This window comes from Streptomyces sp. cg35 (assembly GCF_050410835.1).
Lineage (GTDB): Bacteria > Actinomycetota > Actinomycetes > Streptomycetales > Streptomycetaceae > Streptomyces.
The window spans coordinates 8,601,127-8,614,979 of record NZ_CP191268.1; the positions used below are offsets into that span (position 1 = coordinate 8,601,127).

Genomic DNA, 13,853 nt, shown 5'->3' on the forward strand with positions numbered 1-13,853 from the left:
ATAAGGGCGATTGCATGTCATTGTTTAGTAAAACGCTCTCGACCGACGATGGTCCCCGACGTGCCGCAGGTGGAACCGTGAACGGACCCGTCATCGACTATCAGGCCGTGTTCCAGGCCTTCCCCGGTGCGGTCGCGCTGCTGACCCCCGACCTGGTGTACGCGGATGTCAACGAAGCGTTCCTCCTCACGTCCGGCCGCACCCGCGATCAGATCATCGGCCGCTTCCTGTTCGACGTCTTCCCGGACAACCCGCACGACCCCACCGCCACCGGTGTGCGGAACCTGTATGCCTCCCTGCAACGTGTCGTCGCCACCGGGGAGCCCGACACCATGGCCGTGCAGCGCTACGACGTCGAGGACCCCGACCGGCCCGATGTGTGGCAGGAGCGGTACTGGAGCCCGGTCAACGTTCCCGTCCGTGACCGCGACGGCACAGTGGTCCTGCTGCTGCACCGGGTGGAGGAGGTCACCCAGCTCATCAAGGCCCGCGGCCGCCACCACGGTGAGGACCGGGCACAGGTCCTCGAAGCCGAGCTGTACACCCGTGCGCGGGAACTGCAGGAGGTCAACGAGCGTCTGCGCAAGGCCCACGCGCGTGAACGGGAAGTCGCCCTCCACCTCCAGAAGGCGATGCTGCCCGCGTCCCGCCCGATCGGTCACCACAACGCTGCCGTCCGCTATCGCCCCGCGCAGGGCGCCTTGAACGTGTGCGGTGACTGGTACGACATCGTCGACCTGCCGGAGCAGGGTCGCACCGCCGTGGCGGTCGGCGACGTCGTCGGTCACGGGCTGGCCGCCGCCGGCGTCATGGGGCAGCTCCGCAGCGCCCTGTCCGCCGCGTGTCACGTCGCCGAGGGGCCGGCGCAGGCCCTCGAGGTGCTCGGCCTCTACGCACGCGCCGTCGCGGGCGGCGAGTCCACCACCGCCGCCTCCGTCTTCATCGACTGGAAGAGCAGCGCCCTCACCTACAGCTGCGCCGGTCACCTGCCGCCCGCCCTGCGCCACCCTGACGGCACCGTCGCCTTCCTCGACCAGGCCACCGACCCGCCACTCGGCGCGCGCCTCGAACACGCGGCCCGCCCTCAGGCGCGCGCCGCCTTCGTCGACGGATCGGTCCTGGTCCTGTACACCGACGGACTCGTCGAGCGCCGACGAGAGGGGATCGACGTCGGCCTGGAGAGACTCGCCGCCTCCCTCGCGCGCCACCGCACCAGCGACCCCGACGAGCTGGGAGACGCGCTCCTGGCCGACCTGATCCCGCCGGCCGGACTCACCGATGACACCGCGTTGATCGTCGTCAGCCTGTGACGCTTGCTTCGCCCGGCCGGTGCGGGCGGCCTACTGGCTGTACTGCTCCGAGTAGAGATCGCCCGTGTAGTACTGCTTGGGATCGGGGTTCTTGTCGAGCTGCTTGTTGCGGACGAAGAAGTCGCCCAGCTTCTTCAGCCAGTCGTTCACCTCGCCGCTCTTGGTCTTGTCGGCCAGTTCCTTGGTGGAGAGGGTCTGGACGTGCGAGGCGTCGGCCTTGGTCTGTGCCTCGGTGACCTGGAGCATCTTCGCGGTGAGCCTGATCGTCTCGTCGGGGTGCTGCCGGCGCCAGTCGTTGGCCTGCTGCAGGACCTTGATGACCTTCTTGTTCTTGTCCTCGGGGACCTTGTTCCCGGCGACGAACGCGGTGGGGAAGGAGTCCCCGGTCTCCTTGGTGCTGGCTATCTCCTCCAGGCCCGGCACCTTCTTCTTGATGGTGTCGATGGCCGGGTAGAAGAAGCCGGCACCGTCGATCTTCCCGGAGGAGAAGGCGGAGACGATGGTGGACGGGTCCATGTTGACCTTGGTGATGTCCTTCGTGGTCATCCCTGCCTCCTCCAGGGCGATGTTGAGAACCATGTCGCCGGAGGTGCCTTCGGGTACGCCGACCCGCTTGCCCTTGAGGTCCTTCATGGACGAGATGCCGGGCTGGCCGATGACCCGGTCCGCGTAGGTGAGGGTGTCGATGGCGATGATCTTGGACTTGCCGGACGCGGGCAGCCACACCGCGCCGGGACCGATGTAGCCGTAGTCGAGATCTCCCGCGCTGAGTGCCTGGACCTGCACCGGACCGTTGTTGAACGACGTCACCTCGGCGGTCAGGCCCGCCTTCTTCCACAGCCCCTGCTTCTCGGCGATCGCCAGCAGGCTGGCACCGTTGTAGTCACCGATGTAGCCGAACCGCACCGTGCCGTCGTCCCCGGAAGAGCTGCCCGAACAGGCGCCGACGGCGAGCGAGAGCATGAAGGCGACGGGCAGCGCCGTGGCGGCGCGCCTGATCCTGTTTCTGGGCATGCTGGATGTCCTCTCGGGGTGATGCGTGGGGTGGTGCGGCGACGTGCCCGGGGGGAAGGGCCGGAAGAGACGGAAGGGCTCGGGTGGCGAAAGGTCAGGCAGCCTGGGGAGGGGCTTCCTGGTGGTACACGGAGGTCCACACCTCGTTGCGGATGCGCCGGAACTCGGGCGAGAGCCGGATCTCCTCGGTACGGGGATAGGGCAGATCCACGTCGATGACGCGGTGGATGCGACCGGGCCTGGCGGCCATGACGACGACCCGGCTCGCGAGGTAGACGGCCTCGTCCACGTCGTGGGTGATGAACAGCACGGTGCGCTTCTCCTGGCTCCAGGTCTGCAGCAGCTGGTCCTGCAACTGCACCCGGGTCAGGGCGTCGAGCGCCCCGAACGGCTCGTCCATCAGCAGCACTTGGGGATCGACGGCGTACGCGCGGGCGATGGCGCAGCGCTGCTTCATCCCGCCGGACAGCGTCTTGGGCAGGGCGTCGGCGAAGTCGCTCAGGCCGACGAGTTCGATGGCCAGCTCGGTGCGCCGACGCCGCTCCGGGGCGGGCACCGAGGCGAGCTTGAGCCCGAACTCCACGTTCTGCCGCACGGTCAGCCAGGGGAACAGGGCGTACTGCTGGAAGATCACCCCACGGTCGGGACCGGGACCGGAGACCGGTGTGCCGTCGACCAGGACGCTGCCCGAGTCGGGTTCCTGCAGCCCCGCAGCCATGCTCATCAGCGTGGACTTGCCACAGCCGGACGGACCCACGACGGTGACGAACTCCTGGTCCGCGATGTCCAGGCTCACTCCGCCCAACGCGGTGAAGGTCGCGCCCTTCAGGGGGAAGGTCTTCACCACGTCACGGAAACTGATCTTGCTGTTCATCGTCGCTCCTGCCAGCCGGTGAGGCGTCGTTCGGCCAGCAGCAACAGCCGGTCCATGACGAGCCCGAGCACGCCGATCGTGATCAGGGACACGAAGATCGTGTCCATTTCGAACCAGGTGGACGCCTTCTGCATCCGGTAGCCCAACCCCTCCTGCGCACCGATGAGTTCGGCGGCGACCACGGTGGCCCAGGACGCGCCGAGACCGATCCGCATGCCGACGAGGATGAACGGTGTCGAGGCCGGGACGACCACCTTGGCGAAGATGGTGCGGTCCGAGGCGCCGAGGACCCGGGCCGCGTTGATGAGCGTCCTGTCGACATCGACGACGCCCTGGAAGGAGGAGACGACGCAGGCCATGAACGAGGCCAGGAAGATCACGGCGATCTTCGGCACCTCGCCGATCCCCAGCAGCACGACCGCCAGCGGGATCAGCGCCAGCGGCGGGATGGTGCGGAAGAACTGGATGTACGGCTCGATCAGGGCACGCGCGGTGGCGTACCAGCCCATCAGGAAGCCGACGGGCACGGCCACGATCACGCCGAGGGCGTAGCCGAGCAGAACCCGGCGCAGGCTGGCGAGCGTGTCGGACGCCAGAGTGCCGTCGGAGATCATCGTGCCGGCCTTCTGCGCCACCGCCGTCGGCGTGGGCAGGTTCTCGACCAGGCCCAGGGCGGCCACGACGGCCCACACGGCGATGCCGGCCGCCACCGCGAGGACGTTGAGGAGCAGGGGCCGGCGCCGGGAGCGGCGCGGTTGCTGCCGGCGCGCGTCGGCGGCGGTCTTCTCGACCGGGGTGATCACAGCCATGGGTTCCTCGCTGGTGGATTCACGCGTGCTCCTCGGAGACGGGCTGCGGGTAGTGGGAGAGCAAGGGGGATTCATGCAGGACGAGGGCGATGGCGCCCAGCGCGCTGCCGGCTTCGCCGAGCGTCGCCCGCCGCACGTCCACGTGATGCCGGGCCAGCGGCATGAGGTGCCGGCGCAGGGCGCGTTCGACCGGTTCGAGCAGGGCGGGACCCGCCTCGGCCAGCTCACCGCCGACCACGATGACGCCGGGGCCGACGGCATGGCAGACCGCTGCCAGTACCCCTCCGACGTCGTTGCCGACGTGCTCCAGCACGTGCAGGGCGGACGGTTCGCCTGCCGCGGCGGCGTCGAGGAATCCGGGGAGGTCGCCGGCCCGGCCGCCGGCCTCGCGGTAGCGGTACAGCACCGCGTCGAGCGAGGCCCGGGTCTCCAGACAGCCGGTCCCGCCGCATCCGCACGCCCGGCCGGCCGGGTCCACGGTGATGTGCCCGAACTCGCCGGACAGCCCGTACCGGCCGCGGTGCAGCGCGCCGCCCACGACCAGGCCGCCGCCGACGCCGTGCGACAACCGCAGGTAGAGCACGTCGCTGCTGTCCGCCGCCGCACCCCAGACCGCTTCGGCGAGCGCCGCGAGCCGCGTGTTGTTGTCCAGGAGCACCGGTACCCCGAACCGCTTGCGCAGCAGGTCCGGCAGGCCGTCGATGGCCTGCGCGTGGGCGTGCTCGCTGCCCGGGTCGGTGATCGGCCCGACCACGCCCACGCCGATCGCGCTGAGTGCGTCGAGGCGGACGGCGCCCGGACCGCTCCGAGAGCCGTCGTCCGGCGCGTCGTCGGACGGTACGGAGGTCAGCGTGGCGAGGAGCCGGGACGCGATGTCGACGCGCTCGGGCCAGGACAGGTCCGCGGCGTGTCCCTCGCTCGCCGAACCGATCACCTCATGGGCGAAGTTGACCGCCGCCACATGCACGGCGCGGCGCGCGAAGTCGATGCCGACCGCCTCGCCGGCCGCCGGATTGAGGCTGAGCTTCTCCACCGGCCGGCCGCGCTTGCGCACCTCGACGTGCGGCGTGCTGGCGACCACGGCACCACTGCCCACGAGCCCGGCGACGATGTCGTACAGGGTGGTGCGGGACAGCCCGCTGCGGGTGCCCAACTCGGCCCGGCTCAGCGGACCGTGCTTGCGCAGCAGCTCGAGAACGGCTTGCTCATGGCTGCGTCGGAGCCGCGTCAGCGGACCGTCGTGTTCGTGCATGCAGGACAGCATGTGAGCGCCGAGTATTTTCGTCAATGAGTCGAAACAAATTGTTCATACGAACGCCATGGCCCAACAGGCCCGCCATCGCGGCCGACTTGATCTACTGACACGCACCACTAGGGGCGCCCTGAACCCCGCCCCGCGGCGATCCGACACCGCGGGACGGTGGGCGCGGGACAGGTGGAGGTGCCGCTGCCTCATTTAAGTACGCACTCTTGACGTAAATCATCGCCAGGTCGGAGCATGCGTCGCACGGCACCTTCGGGCACGCACCGTCAGCCGCGTCGGCCGACCCGAAGAGGCTTCCGCCGAGGCGTCATGACGGCGTGCCAGAAATCCCGACGCGAACCGAAAGGCCCTCCGTGCGCCACAACATGCTCTTTCTGATGACCGACCAGCACCGCGTCGACACCCTGGGTGCGTACGGCAATCCGCATACGAGCACCCCGAACCTCGACCGGCTCGCGAGCGAGGGCACACGGTTCGACAGCTTCTACACGCCCACCGCGATCTGCACCCCGGCCCGCGCGAGCCTGCTCACCGGCGCGGCACCGTTCCGGCACAAACTGCTCGCCAACTACGAGCGCAACGTCGGCTATCTCGAGGACCTCTCCGACGGCCAGTTCACCTTCTCCGAGCAACTGCGCGGCGAGGGCTACAACCTGGGCCTGCTCGGCAAGTGGCACGGCGGCGTCCGGCGCACCGCCGCCGACTACGGCTTCGAGGGCCCCGACCTGGCCGGCTGGCACAACCCGGTGGACCACCCCGACTACCTCGCCTACCTGGCGGAGAACGGCCTGCCCCCGTACCGCATCACAGATCCGGTGCGGGGGACCACACCCAACGGCAGCCCCGGCAACCTCCTCGCCGCCCGCCTCCACCAGCCGGTCGAAGCCTCCTTCGAGTACTACCTGGCCACGCGCGCCATCGAGATGCTCCACCGCTTCGCCGCGCAGGAGGACCACGGTGAGGGGGCACCGTTCTTCCTGGCCACCCACTTCTTCGGCCCGCACCTGCCCTACATCCTCCCGGACGCGTACTACGACATGTACGACCCCGCGCTGGTCGAACTGCCCGCCTCCGTGGCCGAGACCTTCGCGGCGAAGCCGGCCGTCCAGCACAACTACAGCAAGCTGTGGGCGTTCGACACCATGACGCCGGAGGAGTCGCGGAAGCTGATCGCCGTCTACTGGGGCTACGTCACGCTCATCGACGAGCAGATCGGCCGCATCCTCGACGCCGTGCGGGAGCTGGGCCTGGACGAGAGAACGGCGGTCTTCTTCACCGCCGACCACGGCGAGTTCACCGGCGCCCACCGGCTGCACGACAAGGGACCGGCGATGTACGAGGACATCTACCGCATCCCCGGGCTGCTGAAGGTCCCCGGCGCCCCGACGGGGCAGGTGCGCGAGGAGTTCGTCTCCCTGACCGACTGCACCGCCACCATCCTCGACCTGGCGGGCAGCAAGACCGGGCCGGCCGTGGACAGCCGCAGCCTGCTGCCCCTCGTACGAGGCGAGCACCCGCAGTGGGACGAGCACCATCTCGCCGAGTTCCACGGCCACCACTTCCCGTACCCGCAGCGGATGTTGCGCACCAGAAGCCACAAGCTGGTGATCAACCCGGAGTCCCGCAACGAGCTGTACGACCTCGATGCCGATCCCGACGAGCTGCTCAACCGCTACGACCACCCCGAAATGCGCGGGATACGTACGGCGCTGACCCGGCAGCTGTACGACCTGCTCCGCGAGCGCGGCGACAACTTCTACCACTGGATGACGCCGATGTACGACGTCGAGACGGACTACGACACCACCCTCTCCGCCTTCGAGACCGGTGAGCCCGAAGCGGCGTCGAACACCCCGCACAAGTGACAGTCCCGGCGTCCCCGACGACCAAGGAGACAGAACCGATGACCAGACCCACGAACGGAACGCACCTCGGCCGACGCTCCGTGCTGGCCGGCATCGCCGGTTCCATGGGAGCGGCCGCCCTGCCCATGAACGCCGCCCAGGCGCTCCCCGCGAAGGGCGCGGCGCCGAAGCACCCGGCGAACTGGCCCGCCCTGGAGCCGTACGGCCTCGCGGACACCCGCGAGGACCTCTGGCCGCGCGAGGACAACTCCTTCGTCCTGCCGCTCGAACTCCGGCCCCGCGACAAGGAGCTGGGCCGGGTCTGGATGCGCGACACCTACGTCAACTGCTTCGTCGTCGACGGCCGCCCCCTCTACGTCGCCACCGGCACCACCCGCGTGCCCGGCCTCACCGCGGCCGCTCCCTGGAACGACGGCATCTTCGTGTGGACGGCACCTTCCGTGCACGGCCCATGGCGGCTCGCCGACACCACCCGCATCCGGCCCGGTGCCGAGCGGGGCAAGGTGTGGTCACCCGAGTTCGTCGGGGAGAACCGTCCCGGCCGCACGGTCGTCGCCCCGTGGCAGGAGTACTGGTACGACGACGAGTTCGGCAAGCGCGGCAACGCCTGGGCGCCCGAACTGCACTACTTCCGCGGCAAGTGGTACCTCGTCGCGTGCATGGGCGACCACTCCCAGAAGGTCGGCTCGTTCCTGCTGGTCAGCGAGGGCGGGGTCGCGGGCCCGTACCGCCTCGTCAAGGGCAACCTCGACAAGCCCTTCGGCGACTCGTTCATCGGCGGCCCGGCGTTCATCAAGCCCGGCGCCTACCACCACATCGACGGAAGCCTCTACTCGGAGGGCAACGGCGCGTGGCTGGTGCTGCACAACCACCTCTACGCCAAGTTCCGCAAGGACATGGAGGACATCGTCCCGACGTCGAACCTCCCCGCGTTCGAGCAGCAGCCCTACACACCCGAGCCGTATCTCGAGGGCGCCTACGTGTTCAAGCACGGCGGTAAGTACTACCTGCTGCAGGCCGCGTGGGACCGTACGTCGGCGCAAGCCGACGGCAGCACTCGCTACGCCTACGATCCGCCGGGTACCGGCCGGACGCAGTACCAGTACGACGCGGTGGTGGCCGTCGCGGACCGCTTCGAAGGCCCGTACTCCGAGCGCTGGACCGCGGGCGTGGGAGCCGGGCACAACAATTTCTTCAAGGACCACGAAGGCGGCCTGTGGGCGACCTTCTTCCGCAACCCCGCCTTCGGCTACTGGGCCGACCCGTCCCGCGTCGACGACGCGGCGGTGGCCGGCGTCGTACGGATGGAGTGGACCGGCCCGAAGGGGAACCGCCTGTACGTCCGGCGGCGCGCTTAGGGAGCCGGTGGCACGGGGAGCGCCGACGGCCATGTGGCACTCCCCGCCGCGCGGAGCCCGCACGCACGGAGCGGGCCACCGTACGGGCATCAGCAGTCGAACACCGACCAGCAGATGTCGTTGCGCAGCCGCTGGTCATCGAGGACGAGTTCGCGGATCGCCGCCGGGAGCTGGTCGCGCTGCCACCGGCACTCGCGTCGTCCCGCGCTCTCGCTCCCGCCGTCCGGGGCCGCCGCGCGGGCGGCCTTGATCGCGTAGGCGGCCGCGCCGAGTTCGTGCGCGGCGACGTGGGCGACGGCCCCGGCCTGACCGGCGGCGTACGCGGCATGCCGTGCCGCTCCGCGCAGGTCTCTGGCCGCCCCCATCGCATGGCCGCCCGCCGCGCGCGCCTGCATCATCCTGACCTCGCCGCGTACCCAGGCCCGGGCGCCCGCGATCGCCTCGCGCGGTCGGGGATCCCCGGGCCGGGCCGACTCGAAGAGCTCAAGGACGTGCTCCGCACACGAAGCGGCCCACAGGGCGAGGAGACGGTGATCCGCGTCCGTGAGAGTCCCGCCGCGGCGGATCGTCACGAAGCGCGGGTCCCGGACCTTCGGGAGGATCACGACGTGTGCTCCGTCCCGTGCGCCTCGGCTCCACTCGCGCAAGGGTGCTCCGGTGACCGGTCGGCCTCCTGTCGCAGGGAGCGATCCAGCGTGCTCATCAGCCGGGCGACGCGATTGCCGCCGCTCGCCGCGGGCGGGTACCGGCGGAGCACATCGACGAGCACCGGTGTCGCACGCTGCCGCGACCGGTCCAGCAGGGCATCCCCGATCGCGGGGTCGTCGCCCGCCTGTAGCTCCCCGATGCGCGCGACGCTCGCGGCGGCGCGCAGGATGTGGCCGACCTGGCCGGCCTGGGCGACGGGGTGCAGATACGCGGCCGATGCCGCGTCACCCGCGGATCGCGCGGCCAGCCGCGCGGCTTCGGTGGGTGCGGACCGGGCGGCCCGATGAGCGTCCAGAGAGGCGACGCGCTGCAGCTTCGTCCTGTGGGCACCGTCGATGAACTCCCAGGCCGCGTCGATCGCCGCACGGGGACGCGGATCGTCGGGAACGGCCTGCTCGAAGACCGGCAGGACGTCCTCCGCGTCGCGCACCACGTAACGTGCCACGACGCGCAACTCATCCATCGTCAGTTCGAAGTCGCCGGACACCGTGTGCTTGCTCTGTGACATGTCCCCGCATCGTACCTCTGAGCGCTCTTCTGAGGCCGTGAAGCCGGTGGTGGCCGAGACGTGCACGACTCCACAGGCAGGTCGGGCTTTTCGGACTCTTGACCCGGATGGTCCAGACCAATAACTTCTTGTGCACACAAGTCCGTTGCTCTGCACGGTACTTGCTTCCCGCCTCACAGGAATGAGCCCTGCCATGCGCCCACGCCTGCGCCGAAGACTTCTGTCCCGTGCGGCCGTCGCCGTCACGTCGCTCTCCCTCCTCGGCGCGTTCGCGCCGGCCGCCTCCGCCCACGGCGGGCACCACGACAGCCTGCGCCGCGTCGGCTACTTCACCCAATGGGGCGTCTACGGGCGCGACTTCCAGGTCCAGGACCTGGACCGCAGCGGCGCGGCCGCCCGCCTCACCCACATCAACTACGCCTTCGGCAACATCGGCACCGACGGGAAGTGCCTCATGGGCAACGTCCCCGGCGAGTCCGACCCCTGGGCCGACTACCAGCGCCCGCTCGACGCGGAGAACTCCGTGGACGGCGTCGCCGACACCGACACCCAGCCCCTCGCGGGCAACTTCAACCAGCTGCGCGAGCTCAAGGCCGCGCACCCCGGCCTCAAGGCGATGATCTCGCTCGGCGGCTGGTCCTGGTCGACGAACTTCTCGGACTCGGTCCGAACTCCCGCCGCCCGCAAGGCCCTTGTCGCGTCCTGCATCGACCTCTACATCAAGGGAAACCTGCCGCAGGACGGCGCCCGCGGTGGTCAGGGCGCGGCGGCCGGTGTCTTCGACGGCGTCGACCTGGACTGGGAGTGGCCGGGCTCCGAGGGGGACACCGACACCGTGTACCGCCCGGAGGACAAGCAGAACTTCACCGCGCTCGTCGCGGAGTTCCGCCGCCAGCTCGACGCCTACGGCCGCACCCGGCACAAGCACTACGAGCTCTCCGCGTTCGTGCCGACGGCGCCCGCCAAGATCGATGCCGGGTTCGAGGTCCGCAAGATCATGAAGGACTTCGACTTCGTCAACCTCCAGGGCTACGACTTCCACGTCAGCGGCGAGAAGACGACGGCCCAGCAGTCCGCGCTGTTCGCCCGGGACGACTTCAGCGTCGACGGCACGGTGGACGCCTGGCTGCGGCGTGGTGCCCCGGCCCGCAAGCTGGTCGTCGGCATGCCGTTCTACGGGCAGGGCTGGACCGGCGTGAGCGGCGGAGGCGACGGCCTCGGTCAGCCCGCCTCCGCGCCCGCCCCGGCGAAGTGGGCCGCCGGGTACGCGGACTACAAGGAGCTGAAGGCGCTGACGGACTCGGGCACGTACACGCTGCACCGCGACCGCCGCGGCGGCCACGCCTGGCTGTTCGACGGCACGACCCTGTGGACGTACGACGACCCGCAGGTGCTGGCGCAGAAGTCGCTGTACGTACGGGCCAAGGGCCTCGGCGGCGCGATGTTCTGGTCGCTGGACGGCGACACCCCCGACGGGGAGCTGGTGCGGACCGTCGACCGCACCCTCGGGCACTGACCAGCGCGTGCGGGGCGGCCCGTGGTCGGACCGCCCCGCACGCGGCGCGTCAGCGCATCGGGATCACGGGAACGACGTGATCTTGGACGGTGTGGTGCTGGTCCCCGAGGTCGGGGAGCCGGTGTTGTTCACGACGTGGGCGTACTGGCCCTTGCCACCGAGCGAGATGACCTGGATGTCGTGCAGCTTGATGCCCGACTTCACCGGGACCTGGAAGCCGTGCTGCTGCACGATGCTCGGGTCCGAGGTGTAGTTGCAGTAGCTGCCCAGACCCCACGCCTCGTGCGTGTTCACACTGTCGGCGACCTTGTAGGCCGCGTATCCGACGATGCCGTCGTGAGTGATGGCCGCGGCGTTGGGCGCGTCGTACGCCTTCTCGTTCTGGAAGAAGATCGTGCGTCCGCGCTCGCCGTTCCAGAGCACGTCGTACTTGTTGAAGTGCTCCACGAACAGGCCCGTGGCGAGGACGTCGTCACCGTTCACGACGAGTCCGTAGTCGGCGCGGTTGGTCTCCCAGCCGACGCCGTCGCCGTGGTCCGCCCGCCAGATCCAGGTGTGGTCGACGAGGACGTCGTCGCTGTTGACGACCACGGAGTTGGTGGCGAGGCCGGGGCCCGCGCCGCCGATCCGGATGAACACGTCCTGCATGCTGGTCGGGTTCGCGGCGTGGTCGGCGCTGGCGCCGGCCCCGCCGATCTGCAGCAGCGTGTCCGACTTCTTGGCACCGGCGTCGATCAGGAAGCCGGCCAGCTTCACGCCGTCCACGTCGGCGACGTGCATGGCGTCGACGCCGTTGTCGGGGACGATCGTGGCGAGCCCCAGACCGAGGACCACCGTGTTGGCGCGGTTGACGTTGATGGTCTGGTCGAGGTGGTAGACGCCGGGCGTGAACAGCAGGTTCAGGCCCTGGGAGAGCGCCTGGTTGATGGTGGCCGCGGTCGCGCCGGGCTTGACGACGTAGAACTGGCTCAGCGGGAGCGACGTGCCCGCGTTCGCGGGCCAGGACACGCCTCGCGCGTTGGTGCGCTTGGCGGGGACGAACACCTTGTAGTCGTTGCCGTCCAGGTAGAGGAACGGCTTCTCACGGGAGACCGGTGTGTTGTCGAGCGTGGTGTACGGGCCGGTGTCGAAGTTGGTCGCCGGGGCGCCCTGCACGCCGGTGAACGTCATGTTCCACACGCCGTTGGTCCAGCCGCCCACCGAACTGTCGCGGGTGTACCACTGCTGCTGCGAGTACGGGCCGACCGTGCCGTCGATCTTGGAGTCGGCGATGTAACCGCCGGAGGCCCAGCCGTACCCATTGGGCGCGAGGTTGAGGCCGCCGGTGACGTGGATGCGGCGGAACGGGGCGGCCTGGGCGACGGCCCAGCGGTCGGTGCCGTTCACCGGGTTGAGGGAGAGGTTCTCGGCGGAGCGCCAGAAGTTCTGCGTGGCGTTGCCGTTGAACCAGCCCGCGTCGACGGTGACGTCACCGTTGATCTTCGTGTCGTCGGGGTTGATGCCGAGACCGGAGATGGACGTGTAGAAGCCGAGCTGAGCGTTGATGTTGTTGTACGTGCCCGGCTTGAGCAGGAACTGGTAGCGCTGCGAGCCGAACTGGTTCGACTCCTGCTGGGAGAAGACCTGGTCGAACTTGGCCTGGAGGTTCGCCGTGCTCGGGTCGACGACGATGACGTTCGGGCCGAGGTCACCGCCGCCCTCCACCGGCGGGGTCGTGCCGCCCGATCCGGTGTGCACCGCCACCTCCCACAGGGAGTAGCCGTAGCCGGTGGCGCGAGTGGTGCCGTAGACGCGCAGGTAACGGCCCGAGCCGCTGACGTCGTACGAGGCCTGGCCGCCGGTGCCGGCCGTGACGTCCTTGAGGGTCGTCCAGCTCTGGCCGTCCGCGGAGGCCTGGATCTTGAAGGCCTTGGCGTACGCGGCCTCCCAGTTGAGGTCGACCTTGCAGATGCTCTGCGACGAGCCGAGGTCGACCTGGACCCACTGCGGGTCGGACGCGGCGCTGGACCAGCGGGTGCCGGCGTCGCCGTCGAACGCGGCGGAGGCCGGGGTGCCACCGTTCTCCGTCGAGGACGCGGTCGCCGCCTTGCCCTTGGCGGCGTTGGCGGTGGAGCAGCTGTCGGCGGGCGGTGTGGTGCCGTTGCTGCCGAACACCTGGAACTCCCAGAGGGAGTAGCCGTACTGGGTGGCGCGGGTGACGCCGCTCATGCGGACGTAGCGGCCCTGGCCGGAGACGTCGAGGGTGTCGGTGCCGCCGTCGCCGTCGGTGACGGACTTGACGTCGGTCCAGGTGGAACCGTCCGTCGAGGTCTGGATCTTGTAGCTCTTGGCGTAGGCGGCCTCCCAGTTGAGGACGACCTTGGTCAGGGTCGCCGACTGGCCGAGGTCGACCTGGAGCCACTGGTTGTCACTGGCGGCGGAGGACCAGCGGGTGCCGTTGTCGCCGTCGACGGCGGCGGAGGCGGGCGTGCCGCCGTTCTCGGTGGAGGAGGACGTGGCGGTCTTGCCTTGGGACAGCGGCGTCTCGGCTGCCGCCGCGGGGATCTGGGCGGGGATGGTCACCAGCGCTGCCGCCGTGGCGAGCGCGATCCCCAAGGATCTCAGTCTCATGCGTTTCACTCCGTGCG

The 13,853-nt window shown here is 69.7% G+C and carries 11 protein-coding genes; 4 read left to right on the plus strand and 7 right to left on the minus strand.

Annotated features, from left to right (window positions below):
• Positions 1–77 precede the first annotated feature (77 nt).
• Positions 78–1,310, plus strand: coding sequence for a PP2C family protein-serine/threonine phosphatase (locus tag ACQUQD_RS39655; protein ID WP_428957084.1), 1,233 nt, complete (start codon positions 78–80; stop codon positions 1,308–1,310).
• Positions 1,311–1,340: 30 nt separating this feature from the next.
• Here the strand turns inward: ACQUQD_RS39655 and ACQUQD_RS39660 are convergent, their stop codons facing one another.
• The 4 genes from ACQUQD_RS39660 to ACQUQD_RS39675 form a co-directional block, all read right to left on the minus strand.
• Positions 1,341–2,324: an aliphatic sulfonate ABC transporter substrate-binding protein gene (locus ACQUQD_RS39660; protein WP_428957085.1), complete on the minus strand. Its 984-nt coding sequence runs from the start codon at positions 2,322–2,324 to the stop codon at positions 1,341–1,343.
• Between the two features lie 94 nt (positions 2,325–2,418).
• A complete protein-coding gene (locus tag ACQUQD_RS39665; RefSeq protein ID WP_428957086.1) occupies positions 2,419–3,198 on the minus strand; it encodes an ABC transporter ATP-binding protein in 780 nt (259 codons plus the stop codon).
• Entirely contained in the window at positions 3,195–4,007 is an 813-nt protein-coding gene (locus tag ACQUQD_RS39670) for an ABC transporter permease (RefSeq protein WP_428957087.1), read from the minus strand. The genes ACQUQD_RS39665 and ACQUQD_RS39670 overlap by 4 nt, the downstream gene beginning before the upstream one ends.
• A 19-nt stretch (positions 4,008–4,026) precedes the next feature.
• Entirely contained in the window at positions 4,027–5,271 is a 1,245-nt protein-coding gene (locus ACQUQD_RS39675; protein WP_428957088.1) for an ROK family protein, read from the minus strand.
• 365 nt (positions 5,272–5,636) lie between these two features.
• On the opposite strand from ACQUQD_RS39675, the gene ACQUQD_RS39680 reads away from it, so the two are divergent.
• Positions 5,637–7,136, plus strand: a complete 1,500-nt coding sequence (locus ACQUQD_RS39680; RefSeq protein WP_428957769.1) for a sulfatase-like hydrolase/transferase — start codon at positions 5,637–5,639, stop codon at positions 7,134–7,136.
• 38 nt (positions 7,137–7,174) lie between these two features.
• The gene (locus ACQUQD_RS39685) at positions 7,175–8,494 is read left to right on the plus strand and encodes a family 43 glycosylhydrolase (protein ID WP_428957089.1); all 1,320 of its coding nucleotides are present in this window, start codon (positions 7,175–7,177) and stop codon (positions 8,492–8,494) included.
• A gap of 89 nt (positions 8,495–8,583) precedes the next feature.
• Here ACQUQD_RS39685 and ACQUQD_RS39690 read toward each other — a convergent pair whose 3' ends face one another.
• Together ACQUQD_RS39690 and ACQUQD_RS39695 are read right to left on the minus strand one after the other, a co-directional pair.
• Positions 8,584–9,099 (minus strand): putative immunity protein, encoded by a 516-nt coding sequence (locus ACQUQD_RS39690; RefSeq protein WP_428957090.1) that lies wholly within the window; start codon positions 9,097–9,099, stop codon positions 8,584–8,586.
• Positions 9,096–9,710, minus strand: a complete 615-nt coding sequence (locus ACQUQD_RS39695) for a putative immunity protein (RefSeq protein ID WP_428957091.1) — start codon at positions 9,708–9,710, stop codon at positions 9,096–9,098. The genes ACQUQD_RS39690 and ACQUQD_RS39695 overlap by 4 nt, the downstream gene beginning before the upstream one ends.
• Before the next feature lie 205 nt (positions 9,711–9,915).
• On the opposite strand from ACQUQD_RS39695, the gene ACQUQD_RS39700 reads away from it, so the two are divergent.
• Positions 9,916–11,226 carry a glycoside hydrolase family 18 protein gene (locus ACQUQD_RS39700; protein ID WP_428957770.1) on the plus strand — a complete coding sequence of 437 codons (1,311 nt, stop codon included), beginning with the start codon at positions 9,916–9,918 and terminating at the stop codon, positions 11,224–11,226.
• Between the two features lie 63 nt (positions 11,227–11,289).
• On the opposite strand, the gene ACQUQD_RS39705 is transcribed toward ACQUQD_RS39700, so the two are convergent.
• Entirely contained in the window at positions 11,290–13,836 is a 2,547-nt protein-coding gene (locus ACQUQD_RS39705; RefSeq protein WP_428957092.1) for a discoidin domain-containing protein, read from the minus strand.
• Positions 13,837–13,853: the final 17 nt, after the last annotated feature.